General features: G+C 67.9%; 16 protein-coding genes. 8 read left to right on the top strand and 8 right to left on the bottom strand.

Annotation, left to right across the window (positions count from 1 at the left end):
- The first annotated feature begins 399 nt into the window (after nucleotides 1-399).
- Nucleotides 400-1,035: a DUF4143 domain-containing protein gene (locus HRL41_RS00985; protein ID WP_172135111.1), complete on the top strand. Its 636-nt coding sequence runs from the start codon at nucleotides 400-402 to the stop codon at nucleotides 1,033-1,035.
- Between the two features lie 361 nt (nucleotides 1,036-1,396).
- On the opposite strand, the gene HRL41_RS00980 is transcribed toward HRL41_RS00985, so the two are convergent.
- Entirely contained in the window at nucleotides 1,397-1,756 is a 360-nt protein-coding gene (locus HRL41_RS00980; RefSeq protein WP_172135110.1) for a YccF domain-containing protein, read from the bottom strand.
- Between the two features lie 67 nt (nucleotides 1,757-1,823).
- Nucleotides 1,824-2,948 carry an AAA family ATPase gene (locus HRL41_RS00975; protein ID WP_172135109.1) on the bottom strand — a complete coding sequence of 375 codons (1,125 nt, stop codon included), beginning with the start codon at nucleotides 2,946-2,948 and terminating at the stop codon, nucleotides 1,824-1,826.
- A 294-nt stretch (nucleotides 2,949-3,242) separates the two neighbouring features.
- On the opposite strand from HRL41_RS00975, the gene HRL41_RS00970 reads away from it, so the two are divergent.
- Both HRL41_RS00970 and HRL41_RS12370 read left to right on the top strand, forming a co-directional pair.
- Nucleotides 3,243-4,097: a HipA domain-containing protein gene (locus HRL41_RS00970; protein ID WP_172135108.1), complete on the top strand. Its 855-nt coding sequence runs from the start codon at nucleotides 3,243-3,245 to the stop codon at nucleotides 4,095-4,097.
- On the top strand, nucleotides 4,094-4,879 hold the full coding sequence (locus tag HRL41_RS12370) for a helix-turn-helix domain-containing protein (protein ID WP_172135107.1): 786 nt from the start codon (nucleotides 4,094-4,096) through the stop codon (nucleotides 4,877-4,879). Before HRL41_RS00970 ends, HRL41_RS12370 begins: the two co-directional genes overlap by 4 nt.
- Before the next feature lie 94 nt (nucleotides 4,880-4,973).
- Here HRL41_RS12370 and ettA read toward each other — a convergent pair whose 3' ends face one another.
- Nucleotides 4,974-6,653, bottom strand: coding sequence for an energy-dependent translational throttle protein EttA (gene ettA, locus HRL41_RS00960; protein WP_172135106.1), 1,680 nt, complete (start codon nucleotides 6,651-6,653; stop codon nucleotides 4,974-4,976).
- Nucleotides 6,654-6,775: 122 nt separating this feature from the next.
- On the opposite strand from ettA, the gene HRL41_RS00955 reads away from it, so the two are divergent.
- Complete coding sequence (locus tag HRL41_RS00955; RefSeq protein ID WP_172135105.1) at nucleotides 6,776-7,570, top strand: 5-formyltetrahydrofolate cyclo-ligase; 795 nt, start codon at nucleotides 6,776-6,778, stop codon at nucleotides 7,568-7,570.
- A 13-nt stretch (nucleotides 7,571-7,583) separates the two neighbouring features.
- Here the strand turns inward: HRL41_RS00955 and fdhF are convergent, their stop codons facing one another.
- The 4 genes from fdhF to upp all read right to left on the bottom strand — a co-directional run bounded on the left by fdhF (nucleotide 7,584) and on the right by upp (nucleotide 14,393).
- Nucleotides 7,584-10,298, bottom strand: coding sequence for a formate dehydrogenase subunit alpha (gene fdhF, locus HRL41_RS00950; RefSeq protein ID WP_172135119.1), 2,715 nt, complete (start codon nucleotides 10,296-10,298; stop codon nucleotides 7,584-7,586).
- 67 nt (nucleotides 10,299-10,365) lie between these two features.
- Complete coding sequence (locus tag HRL41_RS00945; RefSeq protein WP_172135104.1) at nucleotides 10,366-12,204, bottom strand: NAD(P)-binding protein; 1,839 nt, start codon at nucleotides 12,202-12,204, stop codon at nucleotides 10,366-10,368.
- Between the two features lie 270 nt (nucleotides 12,205-12,474).
- On the bottom strand, nucleotides 12,475-13,758 hold the full coding sequence (locus HRL41_RS00940; protein WP_172135103.1) for a radical SAM protein: 1,284 nt from the start codon (nucleotides 13,756-13,758) through the stop codon (nucleotides 12,475-12,477).
- A gap of 5 nt (nucleotides 13,759-13,763) precedes the next feature.
- Nucleotides 13,764-14,393: a uracil phosphoribosyltransferase gene (gene upp / locus HRL41_RS00935; protein WP_172135102.1), complete on the bottom strand. Its 630-nt coding sequence runs from the start codon at nucleotides 14,391-14,393 to the stop codon at nucleotides 13,764-13,766.
- 284 nt (nucleotides 14,394-14,677) lie between these two features.
- Between upp and HRL41_RS00930 the strand changes: the two genes are divergently transcribed.
- Both HRL41_RS00930 and HRL41_RS00925 read left to right on the top strand, forming a co-directional pair.
- Nucleotides 14,678-15,901, top strand: coding sequence for an LL-diaminopimelate aminotransferase (locus HRL41_RS00930; RefSeq protein ID WP_172135101.1), 1,224 nt, complete (start codon nucleotides 14,678-14,680; stop codon nucleotides 15,899-15,901).
- A 30-nt stretch (nucleotides 15,902-15,931) separates the two neighbouring features.
- On the top strand, nucleotides 15,932-16,408 hold the full coding sequence (locus tag HRL41_RS00925) for a YkgJ family cysteine cluster protein (RefSeq protein WP_172135100.1): 477 nt from the start codon (nucleotides 15,932-15,934) through the stop codon (nucleotides 16,406-16,408).
- A 78-nt stretch (nucleotides 16,409-16,486) separates the two neighbouring features.
- Here the strand turns inward: HRL41_RS00925 and HRL41_RS00920 are convergent, their stop codons facing one another.
- Complete coding sequence (locus tag HRL41_RS00920; protein ID WP_172135099.1) at nucleotides 16,487-17,875, bottom strand: Na+/H+ antiporter NhaC family protein; 1,389 nt, start codon at nucleotides 17,873-17,875, stop codon at nucleotides 16,487-16,489.
- Between the two features lie 117 nt (nucleotides 17,876-17,992).
- Here HRL41_RS00920 and HRL41_RS00915 point away from each other — a divergent pair, with 117 nt between their 5' ends.
- Nucleotides 17,993-18,583, top strand: a complete 591-nt coding sequence (locus tag HRL41_RS00915; protein ID WP_172135098.1) for a phosphatase PAP2 family protein — start codon at nucleotides 17,993-17,995, stop codon at nucleotides 18,581-18,583.
- A gap of 115 nt (nucleotides 18,584-18,698) precedes the next feature.
- Nucleotides 18,699-21,413 carry an RNA helicase gene (locus HRL41_RS00910; RefSeq protein WP_172135097.1) on the top strand — a complete coding sequence of 905 codons (2,715 nt, stop codon included), beginning with the start codon at nucleotides 18,699-18,701 and terminating at the stop codon, nucleotides 21,411-21,413.
- The last annotated feature ends 5 nt before the right edge of the window (nucleotides 21,414-21,418 follow it).

Here is a 21,418-nt window from a genome sequence, read left to right as displayed (position 1 = left end):
GGATGCCCTGCCATCTGCATCGTGCCAGGCGAGCGATCCATGCAAGTGATGCCGACATCTTGAAGCGGCACCTTGCTTCCCCTCTTTCGCCATCATGGGGATAGCTTTCCTTAGTAACAAGACTAAGCCAGCTGATGCGGTATGTACAATGCCTGCATTGAGAAATATTCTATTACTGCCGGGCATATGGTGCTTGGGGGCAATGCAGACGGTGCGCGAAAGCCGCTTCATGTACCGAAGAGCTCGCTACCTGATCTCGGCGCCGAAGGGGAACAGGCTCAGCTTCGCCAAACGGCTCGCGAAGGCGGTGCCGGAATGGATGCGACACTTGCGAGACATATAGCCTAACTCCATGAAAACAGCCATTTAAGGGGCACAATGTTGCTATAATCGCAAAAAGTGCCCGTTAACAGAGGATGGGACATACGCAGAAGGAAGAAGATCCGCAACCGCATCGCCTTCGAGCGATCCATGGCCTACGCCATCAACAACTTCGGAGCCACCACCAACCTGACCAACATCGTCGACTACCTCAGCAACGTGGAGCGCATCGCCGTGAAGAAGCAGACCCTTTCCGGCTATCTCGAGCTACTCGCCAACGCGAAGCTTCTATACAAGTGCCCACGCTTCGACATGAAGTCGAAGAGGCCGCTCCGCGGCGAGGAGAAGTACTACCTCGCCGACCCGGCGATCTACCGCGCGCGCAACGCCGACGCGCGCGTCAACTACGGCCCCGCGCTTGAGAACGCGCTATACACGCACCTCCTCTCGAAGGGGTACAAGGTGAGCGTCGGGCGCATCGGCAAGCTGGAATGCGACTTCATCGTACGCAAGGGTGACGAATACGCCTACGTCCAAGTGTCCATGACCGTCGCCGACCCCGAGGTGGAGCAGCGCGAGTACGCCCCGTTCGACAAGGTGAGGGACGCATGGCCACGCTACCTGCTCACGCTCGATCCGCTACGCAACCAGCGCGACGGTGTGAGGCACCTTAACCTAATGGAGTTCCTCAAAGAGGATGGCGACCTGCTGTAGGCGGATCGCATTCTCGCAGGTCGGGCTCAATCAATCACAACCAGCAGACTGAGCTTGCAATCCGCAAGAAAGGAGGCAAGACCTCGAATTCAGACTCCCACGGGAGCGATCCTTGTCCGCCCGAAACCGATGCCAAGAAGGATTGGCTTGCCTTTCTCCCCAATTGCCTAAAGGCGACGGTCCCGAAAAGGACGGGGTTGGCTGAGCGCGTAGCATTTGAATCACTGCTGGAAGGAATGTCCGGAAGCGATATGGCGACAGCCGTCACAGTTGGCTGCGAATGCAGCCCGAGCATAGCCGTAGCGCCGAAAGGCGTGAGCGTAGAGAGTACGAAAAGCGCTTGCGCTCGTTCAAAAGCTCGCTACTTGATCTCAGCGCCGAAGGGGAACAAACTCAGCTTCGCCAGCTTGAACAGCTGCAAGCCGAACGGGATCCCCACGATGGTGATGCACCACAGCACACCGAGGACGGCGTACGAGATCGCCTCCCACAGGCCGATGACCAGCAGCCAGACGATGTTGGCCAGAAGCGACGGCGCTCCCCCGCCGTAGCTGATCTCCTTGCCGAACGGCGCCAAGGTGAGGCTCGCGAACTTGAAGCACTGCCGCCCCAGCGGAATGCCCACGATGGTCACGTAGAAGATGATTCCGGCAAGCACCCACCCCAAAGCCGTGAGCAGCCCGCCGAAGATGATCCAAATGATGTTCCCAACCGTGCGCATGGCCTTCCTTCCGTCGTTGCGTGCCTTTTAACACCTTGAAGCCATCATCTGGCAATCACCTCTCACTCTACTCGATGACTTCCTCAAGGTACTCCCTGAAACCGGGGAGGCTGAAGCGCAGCTTGCCCCTGAGGCCCTCTTCTATGATGCCGCCCTCCAAGAGGCGCTTCTTGTACGTTGAGACGTGTCCGCTTGACTTGCCGAGGCGGCTGGCCAAAGCGGACGAGTCGGTCTCTCCCTCGTCGGCGAGCATGGCACGCAGAAAGTCCACGTCGCCATCGGACAGCTCGTTGAACGTCGCATCGAAAACCTGCCGCCGCAGCTCGCCTTGGGCGAGCCTCACACCAGCCTCGACGCTCTTCTCGGTGATGACGCCCTCGCCGCGCGACGCGTTCCACATGCGATACCCCACCAGCTGGTACATGAACGGGAATCCGCCCGTCGCCTCGACGGCCCGGGAAAGAGCCGCCTGCTCAATGGCCTTCCCCGCGCCCTCGATCGTCACCACAAACGCTTCCTCGATGTCATGGGCGGGAATGGACCCGAGGTCATGTCGGAACGCGCGCCTGAGAAACGAGGTGGACTCACCCGAGAGGAGCACCGACACGTTGTAGGGCAGCCCGGCCATGAGAAGCGCCACCTTCCTACCCTCGCGCACGAAGTGCTGGTACGTGGTCGCAAGCTGGACCATCTCGTCAAGATGGGGGTTGACCTCGTCGACGGTTATCAGAAGCCCCGTTTCCGTCTGGGCGAGCTGATCGAGCAGCAGGTTCATCTTCGATCGCCAGTTCAGCGACGGATCGGCAACGTTCTCCCAGCTGACGCTCACGAGCCTGCCCACGCCTATGCCGGTGGCCTTTCTCTTCGGAGCCGCCTCAAGCAGATGAGCAGCCTGCTCGGCCGCTCGCTGCACGACGTCATCGAGCATTCCCGGAACGGCCGTCACGCTTACCGCCACCCAGCCCCTTGACGAAGCCTCGGTGGCGAGACGGGAAAGCAGCGCGGTTTTTCCCGTTCCGCGCGCCCCGACGAATACCGACGAGAGGTTCGGATCTCCCTCACCCACCTCAAAGGCGCAGATCATGTCGCTGATAATGCGCTCACGCCCCGCCAGATAGGAAGGCACCTTGCCGAAGACAGGCGTGAAGGGATTGACAGACGGGTTGAGCTTCCCCCTTTGAGCTTGAGACATTGTCATCGCCTTCCTCACGCGCTTTTCGCAACCGCGCCGTGCCCTTTACGTGCTTTAGCCATTTTTACAGCTTTTAGCGTCTTTTACAAGTTTTAGCAGTTTTTAAAATCTTTAGCTTCCTTTAGTTTCTTTAGCTCCTTTTAGTTCTTTTAGCTTCCTTTGGCTATTTGAGTGCAAACCTCTTCCATTTATGTGTCATAAATATCAATAATTAATTTTGACACGATACGAGCAAAATACTCGATATACTATGTCAAAATTTACATCAAGTATTTTTGATACATAAGGAGAGCCATGGACTTCACCTCATGCGAGCTGAGCAACCGGTACTACGGCGGCACCGAGCGCAAGATCGGCGTCATCGTCGGCGACGAGCCGTTCATGCTCAAGTTCCAGAAGCGCACCGCCTTCGGAGTTCAGCTCAATCACCTGTCAGAGCATCTCGGATCACGCGTGTTCGCGTGCGCGGGAATCCCCTCCCAATACACGGTCCTCGGCACCTACAAGGGCGAGCCCGTGGTGGCCTGTCGCGACTTCCTTTCCGAAAACGAGCAGTTCGTCTCGTTCAACGACGTAGGGGAAAGCACGCTCGATCAGGACAAGGAGACGTATCAGTACGAATACGCCGACATCATGCGAATGCTTCGAGATAACTCAAAGCTCACCGATGTCGAAGGCACCGTCGCGGCATTCTGGGAGATATTCATCATTGATGCGCTCATCGGCAACTTCGACCGCCATGGCGGCAACTGGGGATTCGTGAAGCATGCGGGGCGCTATCGGCTCGCACCTGTATTCGACAACGGGTCGTGCCTGTTTCCCAGCCTCCTCGACGATCAAATGGCCCGCATCATCGCCTCGGACGAGGAAACGCGCAAGCGCGTGTTCGACTTCCCCACCTCCCAGGTCAAGCTCGATGGAAGGAAGAGCTCCTACTACGAGGTGATCAGCAGCTTGGCGTTCCCCGAGTGCAACAAAGCCCTCGCCAACGTGGTGGCGCGACTTGACATGGACGCCGTACGCGCCTGCGTGGCAGACCTCGCAGACGCCAGCGAGACGCGCCGGCTGTTCTACACCCACATGCTCGACGCACGCTACGAGCTCATCCTCCGATCTGCGTACGAGAAGCTGATGGGAGGACGCTCGTGAGGAAGACCACCACCAGCGGCGTCATTCGCGTACGCGACGAGCTGGGCTTCGCCTGCCACATAGCGCGCATCGACTACGCTGAGCGCGAAAACGGAACGTTCGAATACGCGTTCACGCCGCGCTATCCCGTGATCGACATGCTCTCGACTGCCGTCTTCCAGGGAATACCAGGGCTTGACCTCGACATGCGCAAGAAGCGCTATCTGCGTCGGAACAGAGTGCCCACCTTCATCGACGAGCGCACGCCCAGCGAGCGCCGGGAGAACGTGCAGGAGCTGCTCGAGGCATGTGGAATGACCTACCTCAATCGCCTCGAGTGGCTCATTCGGACCGACCTGCGCTACAGCGGGGACCTTCTCTACGTTGATCGCTGGCGTCCTGAGGACGAGAAGCGCGTCATCGACTTGGGAGACCTCGCGGAGTGCGGCGTGCGCGCCGCACAGGCGGCGAGCGCGCTCCTTTCGGAGATATGCCAGGGAAACGACGTTGCCACCAGCGCGTTCTCCATCGACGACGGTAACCGCGAGACCTGCTACCAGCTGCTCTCAGCGCTTCTTCGCAAGGAGAAGACGTTCCTTGCGAATCGACGCGAGGAAGGATGGGCGAAAGCCGCGTGCGCTGGCAAGACGCGCGGCCGCAAGCGCGCAGACACGAGCCTTGCGGAACTCAACGCCGTGCGCCGCGCCCATCTCGAAGGGCGCATGACCGCCGAGGCGGCGGCAGAGCAGCTCGGCATAAGTCGATCGACGTTCTACCGCCGCCTGAAGGAGCTTGGGGCATAGCCCCCGGCCTTTGCTTCCCTGGGCGCCTTCCGCGCGACCTCGCCTTCGGTTTCCTCGAGCGCCCCGCACGTCGCGCGCTTCCCGCGCGCTTCTGCTAGTCGCGCGTCAGCTTGCGGTGCAGGCGATGGGGCTTGGCGGCCTCCTTGCCGAGGCGCGCCTCGCGGTCGGCCTGGTACGCCTCGAAGTTGCCCTCGAACCAGTGCCAGTTGCCGGGGTTCTCGTCAGTGCCCTCCCACGCCAGGATGTGCGTGGCGATGCGGTCGAGGAACATGCGGTCGTGGCTCACCACCACCGAGCAGCCCGGGAAGTCCAGAAGCGCCGCCTCGAGCGAGGAGAGCGTCTCCACGTCGAGGTCGTTGGTGGGCTCGTCGAGCAGCAGCAGGTTGCCGCCCTCCTTCAGCGTGAGCGCCAGGTTCAGGCGGTTGCGCTCGCCGCCCGACAGCACGCCCGCGGGCTTCTGCTGGTCGGAGCCCTTGAAGCCGAACGCCGCCACGTAGGCGCGGCTCGGGATCTCGGTGTCGCCCACCACCATGTAGTCGGTGCCGCCGCTCACCACCTCCCAGAGCCGGGTGTCGGGGTCGATGCCCGCGCGGCCCTGGTCGACGTAGGAGATCTTCACCGTCTCGCCGAGCGTGAGCGTGCCGCCGTCAAGCGGCTCGAGCCCCACGATGGCCTTGAACAGCGTGGTCTTGCCCACGCCGTTCGGGCCGATCACGCCCACGATGCCGTTTCGCGGCAGCTCGAAGGACAGATCCTCGATGAGCACGCGCCCGTCGAACTCCTTGTGCAGGTGCTCGGCCACGAGCACCTTCGAGCCCAGGCGCGGGCCCACCGGGATGCGGATGTCGGTGAAGTCGAGCTTCTTCGCCGCCGCGGCCTCGGCCACCATCTGCTCGTAGCGCTCCAGGCGCGCCTTGCTCTTCGCCTGCCGCGCCTTCGGGGACGAGCGCACCCACTCGAGCTCGCGCTCCATGCGGCGGGCGAGCTTGGCCTGCTGCTGGCCCTGCGCGGCGATGCGCGCGGCCTTCGTCTCCAGGTAGGTGGAGTAGTTGCCCTTGTACGGGAACAGCTGGCCGCGGTCCACCTCGCAGATCCACTCGGCCACGTTGTCCAAAAAGTAGCGGTCGTGCGTGACGGCGAGCACCGCGCCGGGATAGCTCTTCAGGAACTGCTCGAGCCACAGCACGCTCTCGGCGTCGAGGTGGTTCGTCGGCTCGTCGAGGAGCAGCAGGTCAGGCGCCTCGAGCAGAAGGCGGCACAGCGCCACGCGGCGCCGCTCGCCGCCCGAGAGCACGCTCACGGGCATGTCGGAGTCGGGGCATTGCAGCGCGTCCATGGCCTGGGAGAGCTGGCTGTCCAGGTCCCATCCGTTGGCGGCGTCGATCTCGTCCTGGAGGCGCCCCATCTCGTCCATGAGCGCGTCGAAGTCGGCGTCGGGGTCGCCCATCTCGGCGCTCACCTGGTTGAAGCGCTCCACCTTCGCCAGCACGTCGGCGAACGCCATCCGCACGTTCTCGATGACCGTCTTGTCCTCCTCGAGCGGCGGCTCCTGCTGCAGGATGCCCACGGTGTAGCCCGGCGTGAGGCGCGCCTCGCCGGCCGTGACCTCCTCGAGGCCCGCCATCACCTTGAGCAGCGTGGACTTGCCCATGCCGTTGGGGCCCACCACGCCGATCTTCGCGCCCGGGAAGAACGACAGCGACACGTCGTCGAGGATGACCTTGTCGCCATGCGCCTTGCGCGCCTTGTACATCTGGTAAACGAATTCAGCCACGCCGAAACTCCTTTGCGATAAGAGACGATTTCAGAAATTATAATTTGCCTCAACGCACATTCCAATCACGATGCGGCGTTTGCCGCAGCGTTTGCGGAAAGAGCACGTCCGGAAGGGGGTCCATGCGAGGCGAGAGCGACAGCCGCGAGAGGGCGGGCTGCGAGGGCGCCAGTTGCGAGGGTGCCAGCTGCGGGAGCGCAAGCTGCGAGGGCGCCGGTTGCGAGAGCGTCGGCCGCGGAAGCGTCGAGGAGGCCAAGCGCGCGCTGCGCGCGCAGCTCAAGGGCGCGCGGGCGGCCCTTTCGCCCGACGAGCGCGCGGTGGCTGACGCGCGCATCGCCGCGCAGCTGTTCGAGCTGGGCGCATGGCGGTGCGCGGACGTGGTGCTTGCGTACCGGTCGTTCGGATCCGAGATCGACACGCGCGGGATCATCGAGCGCGCGTGGGCGGAGGGCAAGGCGGTGGCGCTGCCGCGCTGCGTGCCCGGCACGCGCCTCATGCGCTGGCATCGCGTGACCAGCCTCGACGCGCTCGAGCGCAGCGCGTTCGGCGTGGAGGAGCCGCCCGACGACCCCGCCACGCTCGTCGACCCATCCGCGCTGGCGCCCGCGGGCGCGCCCGCGACCAGCGCCGACGGCGCCGCGGATGCCGCAAGCGTCACTGCCATCACCGCCGCCGCCACGTCCGCAGGCGCCCACGCCCCGCGCGCCCTCGCGATCGTGCCCGGGCTCGCCTTCGACGCGCAGGGCTTCCGCATCGGCTACGGCGGCGGCTTCTACGACGCCTTCCTCGCCGCCTTCCCCGGCACGTCGGTCGGGCTGTGCCGCGAGGCGTCCCTGCTACCCAGCCTGCGCGCGCAAGGCGCCCTCGACGCCCACGACAGGCCCGTCGACATCGTGCTCGCGGAAAGCGGCCGGTGATTCGGCCCCTTCCCTACGCCTTCGAGAGCCGCACGGCGCACACCTTGTACTCGGGGCATGCGCAGATGGAGTCGAGGCTGTCGATGGTGAGCCAGTTGGCGTTGCCGTCCTGGAAGTGGAAGGGCATCCACACCTCGCCCGGGTTCGTCTTGCCCGACACGCGGGCAGTGGTCACGATCGACCCGCGGCGGCTCTCCATGCGCACACGGCCGCCGTCGTCGATGCCCAGAGAGGCGGCGTCGGCGGCGTTCACCTCGACGAACGACGAGCTGACGATCTCGTTGAGCCCGTCGGTACGGCTCGTCATGGCGCAGGCGTTGTAGTGGTACAGGATGCGCCCGGTGGTGAGCATGAGCGGGTACTCCGCGTCCGGCAGCTCGGCCGCGGGCTTGTAGGTCGCCGTGGAGAACGCCCCCCGCCCGCGCGTGAACTTCCCCACGTGCATGATGGGCGTGCCGGGGTGGTCGGGCCCGGTGCAGGGCCACTGCAGGCCGCGCCCCGCCACCTCGGGGCTGTCGAGGCGCGCGTGGCTGATGCCGGCGAAGCTCGGGGTGAGCGAGGCGATCTCGTCCATGATCTCGGCTGGCGTGAGGTCGGGCTGCGCGTATCCCATGCGCCGCATGATCTCCGCGAAGATCCACGTGTCGGGCCGCGCGTCCCCCGGCGAGGCCACGGCGCGGCGCACGCGCTGCACGCGCCGCTCGGTGTTGGTGAACGTGCCCTCCTTCTCCGCGTAGCTGATGCCCGGCAGCACCACGTCGGCGTAGGCGGCCGTCTCGGTGAGGAACAAGTCGTCCACCACCAGGAAGTCGAGCGCCTCGATCCCGCGGATGACGTGGCTGATGTCGGGGTCGGTGCGCACCTGGTCCTCGCCGAAGATGAACAGCCCGCGCACCGTGCCCTCGACGGCCGCGTGGAACACCTGCGTGGCGAACAGGCCCGGCTCGGGCTTGATCTTCACGCCCCAGGCGGCCTCGAACTTCGCGCGCACCTCGGGGTCGGCCACCTTCTGGTAGCCCGGGAGGTCAGCTGGCGTGGCGCCCATGTCGCACGCGCCCTGCACGTTGTTCTGGCCGCGCAGCGGGTTGACGCCGCAGCCGGGCCGACCCAGCTTCCCGCAGGTCAGAGCCATGTTGCTCATGGACATGACACCCTCGGTGCCGGTGGAGTGCTCGGTGACGCCCAAGCAGTAGATGATGGGCGCCTGGCGCGCGGTGGCATAGAGGCGCGCGGCGGCGCGCAGGTCGTCGGCGCTGATGCGGCAGATCTCGGCCACGCGCTCGGGCGTGTAGTCGGCCACCATGGCCGCGAACTCCTCGAAGCCCTCGGTGCGGCTGTCGATGAACTCCCGGTCGAGCAGGCCCTCCTCGATCATCACGCGGCACATGCCGTTCGAGAACGCCACGTTGGTGCCGGGGCGCAGCTTCAGGTGCAGGTCAGCCTGCGCCGCCAGCCCGATGTCGCGCGGGTCCACCACGATGAGCTTGGCGCCGCGCTCCACGGCGGCGCGGATCTGCATGCCCGCCACGGGGTGCGCTTCCTCGGGGTTCGACCCCACCAGCATGATGACGTCCACGTCGGGCGAGGTGATGTCGGCGATGGGATTGGTCATCGCGCCCGACCCGAGCGTGGCGGCCAGGCCCGCCACGGAAGGCCCGTGGCACACGCGGGCGCAGTTGTCCACGTTGTTCGTGCCGAAGGCGCAGCGCGCCATCTTCTGCAGCAGGTACACGTCCTCGTTGGTGGAGCGGCTGCAGGCGAAGGCCGCCAGGGCGTCCGGGCCGAAGTCCCGCTTGATCTCGCTGAAGCGGCGCGCCACCAGGTCAAGCGCCTCGTCCCACGTGGCGGGCTCGAGCTGGCCGGTCGCGCTGCTCCTGACGAGCGGCGTGGTCAGGCGCTCGGGCGACTGCACGAAGTCGAAGCTGCCCGAGCGGCCCTTCACGCACAGGCGCCCGCGGTTGGCGGGGCCGAAGGCCGGCTCGGTGTCGACGATGCGCCCGTCGCGCACGACCAGGTTGAACTGGCAGCCCACCGCGCAGTGCGGGCAGGTGGTGAGCGTCTTTCGCACCTCCCAGCTGCGGTACTCCCGGCGGCGCTTCAGCGTGAGCGCGCCGGTGGGGCACGCCGCCGCGCAGCACCCGCAGCTCTCGCAGCTCGTCGCCTTCCAGTCAGGGCCGAACGGCGCCTCGATGGTGGTGCGCAGCCCCCGCTTCGCCGCCTTGAGCGTGTGGTTGCGCGCGAAGCTGTTGCACGCGCCCACGCAGCGCTGGCAGAGGATGCACAGGTTCGGGTCGTAGGCGAGGAAGGGGTTGCTGTCGAGCACGGGCTTGCGCCGCGGCTCGGCGGGGAACAGCGGCTCGGTGACGCCCACCTCGCGGCACACGTCCTGCAGCTCGCACGAGCCGTTGCGCGCGCACGAGAAGCAGAAGTTCGTGGAGTTCAGCCCGTGGGCGGACAAGGTGAGCCCGAGCGCGGCCCTGCGCGCGTCGACGACGCGCTGCGTGCCGGTGCTGACCTGCATGCCCTGCTCAACGGGCGTGTTGCAGGCCGTGACGAGCCCGGGGCGGCCCGCCACCTCGACCGAGCACACGCGGCACGAGCCGATGTCGCTCACGCCCTTCAGAAAGCACAGCGTGGGGATGCGCACGCCCGCCCTGCGCGCGGCGCCCAGGATGGTGGTGCCTGCCGGCACGCTGACAGGCGAGCCGTCTACGGTGAGCGTGATCATGGCGACCTCGTTTCGGGAAGCGGTGACGGGAGCGGCGGGGGCAGGGGCTGTGGAGCCGAAGGCGACCTTAGACATATTGGGTCCTCCCCTCATCCAGCGAGCCGCAGCCGAAGTGGTCGCAGCGCAGGCAGCGCGCGCACTCCTGCCGGGCCTCCTCGAGCGTCATCTCGACCTCGACGGCCTCAAAGTCGCGCCTCCGCTCGCGCGCGGGGCGCTCGGCGACGTTGACGCGGCCGGTGGGCGTGCGGTCGTTCGCACGCGCCGCGGGCGCGCTCACGCCGCAGTCGAGCGTGTGGTGGTACCCCAGGTGCTCGTCGATGTTGCGCGCGGCCACCTTGCCGGCGGCGATGGCGCGGATGACGGTGGCGGGGCCGCTCTGGCAGTCGCCGCCGACGAACACGTTGTCGAAGCCGGGCGCCGCCAGCGCGGCGTCGGCGACGAGGCGGCCGCGCGCGACCTGCATGCCCGCCTCCTCGAAGGGCGCGCTCACGACGTCCTGCCCCACGGCGAGCAGGATGACGTCGGCCTCGATGCGCCGCTCGGGCTTGCGCGCGTCGAGCGGCGCCGGCCGGCCGCCGCGCACGGGCCCGATCATCTGCGGCTGCGTGACGAGCGCGCTCACGCGGCCCCGGTCGTCCACCTCGACGCGCACGGGCGACTCGAGCGTGATCATCTCCACGCCCTCGGCGATGGCGCTCTCGACCTCCGCGCGCAGGGCGGTCATGTCCTCCAGCCGCCGGCGGTACGCGATCGACACCTCCTCGGCGCCGGCGCGCACGACGGTGCGGGCGCAGTCCATGGCCACGTTCCCGCCGCCGACGACGACCACCTTCTTGCCCGCGAGGTCGGGGATCTCGCCGTCCCCGATGGCGCCGAGCAGCTCGACGGCCGACATGACGCCCTCGGCCTCGACGTTCTCCAGGCGCAGCTGCTTGGCCGCGTGCGCCCCGACCGAAACGTACACCGCGTCGTACTCGACGGACAGGCGGCGCAGCTCGCGGGCGTCGACGCGGGCATTCGCGTGCACGGTTACGTCGCCCGCGCCCAGGATGGCGCGGATGTCCTCGTCGAGGCGCTCGCGCGGGAAGCGGTAGGCGGGGATGCCGTAGCGCATCATGCCGCCGAGCTGGGCGTGCATCTCGAACACGTCGACCGCGTGCCCCATGAGCGCCGCGAAGTACGCGCACGTGAGCCCGGAGGGCCCGCCGCCCACCACCGCGATGCGCCGCCCCGTCGGCGGCAGCGCCGGCGGCGTGGCGCAGCGGTCGGCAGGCGCCTGGTCGCAGGCGAACTTCTTGATGCCGCGGATGTTGAGCGGCGCGTCGACGAGGGCGCGGCGGCAGCGGCTCTCGCAGGGGTGCTCGCACACGAACGCGCAGGCCGTCGGGAACGGGTTGTCCTTGCGCACCATGTTCACGGCGCCCTCGTAGTCCCCCTCGCCCACCAGGGCGATGTAGGCGGGGACGTTCACGTGCGCCGGGCAGTCGGTCTCGCAGGGAAGCGTCTGGCCCACGCCGGCCTGGCAGCGGCCCTGGCCCACGTGGCTGGCGTACTCGTCCGCGAAGGCGTCGAGCCCGTCGAGCACCGCCTGCCCCGCCTCGTAGCCGATGGCGCAGTCGGACGCGTCACGCGCGAGCGTCGCCAGGGCGCGCACCTGGTCGAGGTCGGCGGGGCCAGCCTCGCCGTCGCGCACATGGCGCAGAAGGTCGGCGAGCTTCGGCAGGCCGTCGCAGCAGGGAACGCACTTGCCGCAGGTCTGGGCGACAGCGGCCTCGAGCAATGCCACCTGCGTTGCCACGGCGCAGGTGCCGGGAGGCGTTGCCGCGATGCGCCGCGCGAACCGGTCGAGCTGCGCAACGACGCGCGCATCGTCAACCGCGCGCGGTTCAATAGAAAGGACGCTCATGGGATCCCCCGATCTCATCTCGCTTCCTGCAAGGATGAAGTGCATGAACTGCTTGAAATGCGTGTAACCTTAGCTGCTCGCCCGCCTCGTCCGCGCGACGCATGGGGAGTTCGGTCGACTTCGGCCCGCGAGCGAGCAGGCCCGCCCGCCAGCGTCGTGCGCACGGCCCCGCGCGCACGGCTCTGCATGCGAGGCTGTCACGCACCGGCACACACCCGCCGCCCGCACGCCGGCGCTTCCCGTCTCTTCCCGAGCGCTCCCCCAACCGCGCTACTGCGCGTCGCTGAGCGCCACGTCGATCAGATAGCCGCCGCCCTCTTCGCACTCGTACACGAACGAGCACGTCATCACGCGCACGGGCTCGCCGTCCGCGCGCACGGCGCCCGCGAGCACGCCCGCGAAGCGCGGCGGGAACGCGAGCGAGCGCTCCTCAGTGTCCTCCATGAAGTCGCGGCAGCCCGCGTCCTCGAGCAGGCGGCGCGCCACGTCCACGTCAGGCCCGAACACCTTCGCCGTCTTGAGGAAGAAGTCGCCCTCGTCGAACTCGACGCAGGGGTGGACGCGTGCGGCGCGCTCGTTCTTCTGGCGCATCTCGCTGCGGTGCTTGTTGTCGAGCGAGCAGTAGTGCATGCCGAGGGCAAGCCCCTCGTCGAGCGCCCACACCATGAGCTCGAGGATGAGCTCCTCGGAGCCCGCCACGGCGAGCCCGCCCGAGTAGCCGTAGTCGTACATCACGTCGAACGGCGGGTTCTTCAGCGTGAACCCGCGACGTGCGAACTCGTCCCAGTTGGCGAACGGGAAGCAGAACTCGAGCAGGTTGATGCCGTCGACGCCCACCTCCTCGAAGCGGCGCAGCAGATCCTGCATGTGGGCCTTCGCGCCGGGGATCACGGGCATCTCCACCATGACCGAGGGGATGTGGCGCTTGGCGAGCGCCATGGCGGCCAGCACGCGCTCCTGCTGCTCGGGCGCGTCGTCGTCCTTCACGCTGAAGCGGATCTCGTCGAGCCCCGCGTCGCGCAGGAGCGCCGCGCTCTTCTCGGTCAGCAGGTCGCCCGAGGTGTACATGCGCTTGTGTGCGCCGGGCCACAGCTCGCCGGCGCGGCGCAGGAGCGCAAGCGCGTTGTCCAGGTCGAGCAGGGGCTCGCCGCCCGTGAGGCCCACGCAGGCGAGCGCGTCGTTCTCGGCGGCCGAGCGCCTCAGGCCCTCCTCCCACGGGCAGCCCTCGTGGAAGAACCTCTCGTAGTCGGGCTGGTTGCGGTTGAAGCAGAAGTAGCAGTCGCGATGGCACCTGAACGTGGTGGAGAACGTCTCCGACCCGCGGTTGCCCGTGCACTCCACGCACGCGGGCGACAGGTGCCCCACCGACAGCGAGGCGCCGGCGTTGCGCACCTTCACGCCGCGCGCGGCCAGCTCGGCGCGCAGCTCGGCGCAGCGCGCCTGGCCCGCGCCCGCCTCCGCGAACACGAGCCCCTTCTCCTCGAGCGCCTTCACGTAGCGCGCGCCCACGGCGGCGTATTCCGCGAGCGCCTTGTCCAAAGCAGCGTTTCCCATGGCGCCTACTTCGTGCCGAAGATGCGGTCGCCCGCATCCCCCAGGCCGGGGACGATGTAGGCGTGCTCGTTCAGGCCCTCGTCCACCGCCGCCACGTAGATGTCCACGTCGGGGTGCGCCTGCTGCACGGCGCGGATGCCCTCGGGCGCCGCCACCAGGTTCATCAGGCGGATGCTGGAGCAGCCGCGGCTCTTCAGGCTGTCGATGGCGTCGTTGGCGCTGCCGCCCGTGGCCAGCATGGGGTCGACCACGATGACGACGGAGTCCTCCACGTTCTCGGGCATCTTGTAGTAGTACTCCACCGGCTGGTGCGTCTCCTCGTCGCGGTACATGCCGATGTGTCCCACGTGGGCGAACGGCATGAGCTCGAGCAGGCCGTCCACCATGCCGATGCCGGCGCGCAGGATGGGGGCGATGGTGATGAAGCGATGCGCGAGCGCGGGAAACGCCCCCTCGCAGACGGGCGTCTTCACCGTGACCTGCTTGGTGGCGAAGTCGCGGGTGACCTCGTAGCCCATGAGCAGCGAGATCTCCTTGAGGAGCTGGCGGAAGTCCTGGGAGGAGGTGTCCTCGCGGCGCATGCGCGTCAGCTTGTCGACGATCAGCGGGTGGGAAAGAACGTGCACTTCACTCATGTCTCAGCATCCTTCGTAGTTGGCTCGGGCCCGTGCGGCCGCAGCCTCCTATTATAATCGTCGAAGCGAAATTGGCCACCAGGCGCGCGGGACGGCGAGGCGGGACGGCGGCGGCGCGCGCACGCCGCTTCGCGATGCTGCGACGCGTACCCGGAAACGCCCCGAATCATTCTCGAAACAATTCGCCCCTAGAATGACGTGGAGACACAAGCTGGGGGCGTCCTGCGCCCGAAAGCCCGGCCCCGCGGCCCCAAAAGGCTGCGCCCCACGCGAAAGGAGCACACGTGGCCCACGTCAACGAAAACTACGCCAAGCTTCCCGGAAGCTACCTCTTCTCCGAGATAGCCCGCCGCACCGCCGCCTATCAGAAGGCGCATCCCGAAGCCGACCTCATCAAGATGGGCATCGGCGACGTCACCCGCCCGCTCGCGCCCGCCGTCATCGAGGCCATGCACGCCGCCGTCGATGACCTGGCCGCGCCCGAGACCTTCCACGGCTACGGCCCCGAGCAGGGCTACGGCTTTCTGCGCGAGGCCATCGCCGAGCACGACTTCCGCGCCCGCGGCATCAGGATCGACGACGACGAGATCTTCGTGTCCGACGGCGCGAAGAGCGACTGCGGCAACATCGGCGACATCCTGGCGGTCGGCAACCGCATCGCCGTGTGCGACCCGGTGTACCCCGTCTACGTGGACACCAACGCCATGGCCGGCCGCGCGGGCGACTACGACGAGGGGGCGCAGGGCTGGACGGGCATCGTGTACATGCCCACCACCGCCGAGAACGGCTTCTGCCCCGCCATCCCCGACGAGCCCGTCGACGTCATCTACCTGTGCTCGCCGAACAACCCCACGGGCACCGTGCTCGACGCCGGCCAGCTGAAGACCTGGGTCGACTACGCCAACGAGCACGACGCCCTCATCATGTTCGACGCGGCCTACGAGCGCTTCATCACCGAGGAGGGCGTCCCGCACTCCATCTACGAGGTGGAGGGCGCCCGGACCTGCGCCATCGAGTTCCGCTCGTTCTCGAAGACCGCCGGCTTCACGGGCGCGCGCTGCGGCTACACCGTGGTGCCCAAGGAACTCGTGCGCGACGGGCAGAGCCTCAACGCCCTGTGGAACCGCCGCCAGACCACCAAGTTCAACGGCGCGTCGTACGTGATCCAGCGCGGCGCGGCCGCCGTGTACACCGAGGCCGGCGCGCGCCAGGTCGAGGAGACGCTCGCGTACTATCGCGAGAACGCCCGCGTGATCAAAGACGGCCTCTCCGCGGCCGGGCTCGAGGTGTACGGCGCCGTGAACAGCCCGTACGTGTGGTGCCGCACGCCCGAGGGCATGGAGTCGTGGGACTTCTTCAACCTGCTTCTGGAGCAGGCGAACGTGATCACCACCCCCGGCGCCGGGTTCGGCCCCGCCGGCGAGGGGTACGTCCGCCTCACCGCCTTCGGCGACGCCGAGGCGACGAAGGAGGCCGTCCGGCGCATCAAGAGCCTGCTGAGCGCCTGACAAGCGTCGAAACGTGTTAGAGTTGGGTCCATGGACCCAAGAGACGACATACCAGGGGGCGCAGACGACGCGTCGGCGCCCCTTCGCTTCGACGGCGACAACAGCTACCCCGACTGCGAGCAGTGCGGACGCTGCTGCGGCCTCAACGTGATCAGCGCCTCGCCCGACGAGGTGGCGCGCATGCGCGCCTACATGGCCGAGCACGACGTCGCGCCGCGCAACTATCGCAAGGAGCGCTGCTGCTTCTCCGAGGAGGGCGGGATCTGCCGGATATGGGAGGCGCGCCCGCAGATCTGCCGCCTGTACAACTGCCGCGTGCCGCGCCTGGAGATCCTGCGCCGCAACCCCGACATCGTGGTCGACGACGACAAGCCGCTCATCGACCTGCACGACACGTTCATCTTAGGCGACGCGTCCGACCCGCGCTACCGCCCGCAGCACTCCCTCGAGGAGATCGACCGCGCCGCAGCCGCCTCCTCCGCACGCGAGGTGGCGCGAGCCAGCTGACGGCGCCCCGAGAGCACGCCCTCCCCGCGCCATCCTGAGGCCGCAGCCCCATGCCGTCCCGAGGCGGCAGCCCTTCCTTTACTTCTGCGACTTCTGCCTCTGCGCCCTCTCAGGCACGAGGAAGATGAACGCGAGCGAGCTCAGCAGCAGGAGGAACGGGTAGAACAGAAACGGGATGATGTCGAAGGCCGACACGGCGTAGCCCAGCTCGGTGGCCGCCGATATGGCCACGAGCATCTGCGCGCCGTAGGGGATGACCCCCTGCGAGACGCACGAGAACGTGTCGAGCAGCGACGCCGTCTTGCGCTTGGAGATGCCGTAGCTCTTCGCCATCTCGGCGGCGATGGGGTTCGCCATCACGATGGCCACCGTGTTGTTGGCCGTGGCCACGTCCATCGCGACCACCAGCAGGCCCATGCCGAGCTGGCCGCCCTTGCGGCTCTTGAACAGGCTGCGGATGCCGTTCAGAAGCGCCACGAAGCCGCCGTGCTCGCGGATGAGCGCGCAGATGGCGCTCACGAGCACGGCCACCATGGTCGTCTCGAACATGCCCGCGGCGCCCGAGCCCATGTTGGCGAGCAGGTCGGTGGGAGCCGTGACGCCCGAGAGCACCATGATGAGCGAGCCCGAGGCGATGCCCAGGAGCAGCACCACGAACACGTTCACGCCGACGATGCCGCCCACGAGCACGATGAGGTACGGGATGAGCTGGATGAGCTCGTAGTCATGGCTCACGCCTCCCGCGAGGTCGGCGTTGAACGACATGACGAGGATGATCACGAGCGTCACGAGGGCCGCCGGCAGGGCGATCTTGAAGTTCTCGCGGAACTTGTCCTTCATCTGACAGCCCTGCCCCTGGCATGCCGCGATGGTGGTGTCCGAGATGAACGACAGGTTGTCGCCGAACATCGCGCCGCCCATCACGCTCGCCACGCACAGCGGCAGGCTGAACCCCGACGCCGCCGACACCGCCACGGCGATGGGCGTGATCAGCGTGATGGTGCCCACCGACGTGCCCATCGACACGGACACGAAGCAGCTCACCACGAACAGCACCGCCACGGCGAACTGCACGGGGAACACCGACAGCATGAGGTACGCCACGCTCTCCGCGGAGTCGCGCCCCACCGTGCCCACGAAGACGCCCGCCGCCATGAAGATGAGGATCATGGTGACGATGGTCTTGTCGCCGATGCCGCGGCCCATGATGACGAGCTTGTCGTCGAAGGGCAGCCTGCGGTTCTGCACGCACGCCACCAGCAGCGCCACCAGGAACACCACCACGATGGGAATGTTGTAGAAGCCCATGGGGATGCCGAGCACGTACTCGAACAAGATGCCCAGCCCCAGGTAAAGCACGAGGAACACGCCGATGGGCGCGAGCGCGCCGACGTTGCCCTTCTTCGCGGGCCCCTCTTGGCCGCTCGCCGCGGGCGCGCCGGCCGTCACACTCTTCTCTTCCGTCATCTCAATCCTCTCGAGCGTTCGAATAGTCCGCACATTGTAGCAATCACTTTGCACGGCGGGGCGCTCTTCGCTCATAATGTTTGAACAAAATTGGAGAGCGCAGAAGGAGGCGGCACGTTGACCGAAGAGCAGTACGCGCGCTGGACCGCGCCCCTGCGCGCGCACCCGCGCGCCGCCCGCGCGCTGCTGGCGGCGAACAAGCTGCTCACGTGCGTGGGGTACGTGGCCTACCCGCTGCTGCTCGCGCTGCTGGCGGCCTCCGCGCTCGCGGGCGGCGCGGGTGCGGAGGCTGCGGGCGGGCTGGCGGCAGGAGCGGCCGGCGGCGCTGCGGGCGCGGGCGGGAGCGCGGCATGGTGGGCGCTGGCGTGCTGCGTCGCGGTGCCGGCGGCGCTGTTCGCCGCGTGCAGCCTGCTCCGCCGCGCGGTGAACGCGCCGCGGCCCTACGAGGCGCTTCCCATCGACCCGCTCATCAAGAAAGACACGCGCGGGAAGTCGTTCCCGAGCCGCCATACGTTCTCGATGTTCGCCATCGCCGCCGCGTGGATGACGTTCCTGCCCGCCGCCGGCGCCGCGCTCATGGCGGCGGGCGTGTTCATGGGCGGCGTGCGCGTGCTCGGCGGCGTGCACTACCCCCGCGACGTGGTCGCCGGCGCCGCAGGCGCCCTCGTCCTGAGCGCCGCCGCCTACGCCCTCTGCGGCCTGCTCTGACGGACCGCCCGAGCGCCTTGCGCGCAAGCGCCCGAGCGGCCCGCGCGCCGCGCATGCCGCGCCCGCTCAACCGTTACAATGAGGCGAACACGTTCGACGAAGCGAGGATGCCGCCATGACCTACCCTGAGATAACCGACCCGTTCGCCCCCGGCTCGCTCGGCGCCCTCGCGCCGAGCTGGTGGCTGCCCGAGGACGCCGCCGAAGGGGACATCGCCTCCGGCGACCCCGCAGGCGCCAGCGATCCCAGCGGCCCCGCAGGCGCCAGCGACCCCGCCGACAGCGCCGCCAGCTCGCCCGCGGCTGCGTCCGCCGCGCCCGACCTCGACGAGACCGACCCGTGGCTCACTCCCGACGAGGCCCTCGAGCGCTTCCTGGACTGGGTGGACGCCCGCGGCATCGAGCCGTGGCCGCACCAGGAGGACGCGCTCATGAACCTGGCCGTGGGCGACCACGTGATCCTCGGCACGCCGACCGGGTCGGGCAAGTCGCTCGTGGCGCAGGGCCTCTGCTTCATGGCGATGGCCACCGGGCGGCGCGCCTACTACACCGCGCCCATCAAGGCGCTCGTGAGCGAGAAGTTCTTCGACATGGTCGACGTGCTCGGCCGCGACAACGTGGGCATGATCACCGGCGACAGCACCATCAACACCGAGGCGCCCGTGATCTGCTGCACCGCCGAGATCCTCGCCAACCAGGCGCTGCGCGAGGGCGAGGGCGCCGACGTGGGCTGCGTGGTCATGGACGAGTTCCACTACTACGGCGACGTCGACCGCGGCTGGGCGTGGCAGGTGCCGCTGCTCACGCTGCCGCGCGCGCAGTTCCTGCTGATGAGCGCCACGCTCGGCGACACCTCCGCCATCGCGGCCGCGCTCGAGGAGCGCACCGGCAAGCCCGTCGACACCGTGTCCGACGCGCCGCGCCCCGTGCCGCTCGCCTTCGAGTACTCGCTCACGCCGCTCGAGGGCACCGTCGAGCTCGCCCTGCGCAAGGGCGAGGCGCCGCTGTACCTCGTCCACTTCTCGCAGGACGCCGCCATCGCCACCGCCCAGTCGCTCGCCAGCTACGGCGTGGCCACCAAGGAGCAGCGCGAGGCCGTGAAGGCCGCCGTCAAGGGCACCGCGTTCACCACCGCCTTCGGCAAGATACTCAAGCGCCTGCTCGAGTGCGGCGTGGGCGTGCACCACGCCGGCATGCTGCCGCGCTACCGCCTGCTCGTGGAGAAGCTCGCCCAGCAGGGCCTGCTGCCCGTGATCTGCGGCACCGACACGCTCGGCGTGGGCATCAACGTGCCCATCCACACGGTGGTCCTGACGCAGCTCACCAAGTTCGACGGCCACAAGATGCGCCGGCTGCGCGCCCGCGAGTTCCACCAGATCGCCGGGCGCGCGGGGCGCGCCGGCTTCGACACCGAGGGCATGGTGATCGCCGAGGCGCCCGAGCACGAGATCGAGAACGCCAAGCTGGTGGCGAAGGCGGGCGACGACCCCAAGAAGCTGCGCAAGATCAAGAAGAAGAAGCCGCCCGAGGGGTTCGTGGCGTGGAACGAGGCCACCTTCACGCGCCTCATCGAAGCCGTGCCCGAGACGCTCACGCCGCGCATGCGCATCACGCACTCCATGGTGCTCGCCGTGATCTCGCGCGGCGGCGACGCCCGTGCGCGCGTGCGCGAGCTCATCGCCGCGTCGGCCCAGACCGACGAGCAGAAGGCGAAGCTGCACGTGCGCGCCGACGAGATCTTCGCCACGCTCATCGAGGCGGGCGTGGTGGAGCGCACGGTGGGCGACGACGGCAGCGAGAGCTACGTCACCACGGTGGAGATGCCCGAGGACTTCGCGCTCGACCAGCCGCTCTCGCCCTTCATGCTCGCGGCGCTCGACCTGTTCGACCCCGAGAGCGACACGTACGCGCTCGACGTGATCTCGCTCGTGGAGGCGACGCTCGAGGACCCGCGCCAGGTGCTGCGCGCCCAGGAGCGCGTCGAGCGCGACCGCGCGATGGCCGAGATGAAGGCTGACGGCGTGGAGTACGAGGAGCGCCTCGAGCGCCTGGCCGAGGTCACCTACCCGCGCCCGCTCGAGGACGTGCTGAGCGCGGCCTTCGGGCACTACTGCCGCGCCGTGCCGTGGGCGCGCGACTTCGAGCTGGCGCCGAAGTCGGTGCTGCGCGACATGATCGAGACGGCCTCGGACTTCAAGACCTACGTGAACCGCTACGGCATCGCGCGCTCGGAGGGGACGCTCCTGCGCTACCTCTCCGACGCCTACCGCGTGCTCGACCGCACGCTGCCGCAGTCCGCGCGCGACGACACGCTGCGCGACGTCGTCTCGTGGCTCGGGCTCATCGTGCGCTCGACCGACTCGAGCCTGGTGGACGAGTGGGAGAGCGCCGGCAGCGTCGTGGACGCCGCCGCGCCCGCGCCCGCGGACGAGGTGGTGCGCGACCGGCGCGGCCTCACGGTGCTCGTGCGCAACGCCCTGTTCGCGCGCGTGCGCCTAGCCGCCGCCGACAAGGCCGCCGAGCTGGGCCGCCTCGACGCCGAGTGGGGTTTCGGCGAGCGCCGCTGGTCAGACGCGCTCGACGCCTACTACGAAACGCATGACGAGGTGCTCACCGACGCCGACGCGCGATCGGCGGCGTTTCTGGCCGTCGACGAGTCAGACGAGAAGTCCCTGTGCGTGTGGCACGTGCACCAGACGTTCAGCGACGAGGCGGGCGACCGCGACTTCGGCATCATGGCCGACGTCGACCTCGACGCCACGCAGGAGCAGGGCGAGGTGGTGTTCAAGAGCTACCGCGCCGGGTTCATCGAGGACCTGCTCGAGAAGTAGAAATC

Origin of the sequence: Adlercreutzia sp. ZJ473, from assembly GCF_013185065.1 — a bacterium.
Classification (GTDB): Bacteria; Actinomycetota; Coriobacteriia; order Coriobacteriales; family Eggerthellaceae; genus CAAEEV01.
The sequence above is the reverse complement of the archived record's forward strand: the minus strand, read 5'-3'. Positions and strand labels throughout refer to the sequence as shown.

What these genes read in the sequence shown, in the direction of transcription:
- HRL41_RS00980 (WP_172135110.1), bottom strand. Translation starts at nt 1,756, where the DNA reads ATGCGCACGGTTGGGAACATCATTTGGATCATCTTCGGCGGGCTGCTC.
- HRL41_RS00975 (WP_172135109.1), bottom strand. Translation starts at nt 2,948, where the DNA reads ATGTCTCAAGCTCAAAGGGGGAAGCTCAACCCGTCTGTCAATCCCTTC.
- HRL41_RS00970 (WP_172135108.1), top strand. Translation starts at nt 3,243, where the DNA reads ATGGACTTCACCTCATGCGAGCTGAGCAACCGGTACTACGGCGGCACC.
- HRL41_RS00955 (WP_172135105.1), top strand. Translation starts at nt 6,776, where the DNA reads ATGCGAGGCGAGAGCGACAGCCGCGAGAGGGCGGGCTGCGAGGGCGCC.
- fdhF (WP_172135119.1), bottom strand. Translation starts at nt 10,298, where the DNA reads ATGATCACGCTCACCGTAGACGGCTCGCCTGTCAGCGTGCCGGCAGGC.
- HRL41_RS00945 (WP_172135104.1), bottom strand. Translation starts at nt 12,204, where the DNA reads ATGAGCGTCCTTTCTATTGAACCGCGCGCGGTTGACGATGCGCGCGTC.
- HRL41_RS00940 (WP_172135103.1), bottom strand. Translation starts at nt 13,758, where the DNA reads ATGGGAAACGCTGCTTTGGACAAGGCGCTCGCGGAATACGCCGCCGTG.
- upp (WP_172135102.1), bottom strand. Translation starts at nt 14,393, where the DNA reads ATGAGTGAAGTGCACGTTCTTTCCCACCCGCTGATCGTCGACAAGCTG.
- HRL41_RS00925 (WP_172135100.1), top strand. Translation starts at nt 15,932, where the DNA reads ATGGACCCAAGAGACGACATACCAGGGGGCGCAGACGACGCGTCGGCG.
- HRL41_RS00920 (WP_172135099.1), bottom strand. Translation starts at nt 17,875, where the DNA reads ATGACGGAAGAGAAGAGTGTGACGGCCGGCGCGCCCGCGGCGAGCGGC.
- HRL41_RS00910 (WP_172135097.1), top strand. Translation starts at nt 18,699, where the DNA reads ATGACCTACCCTGAGATAACCGACCCGTTCGCCCCCGGCTCGCTCGGC.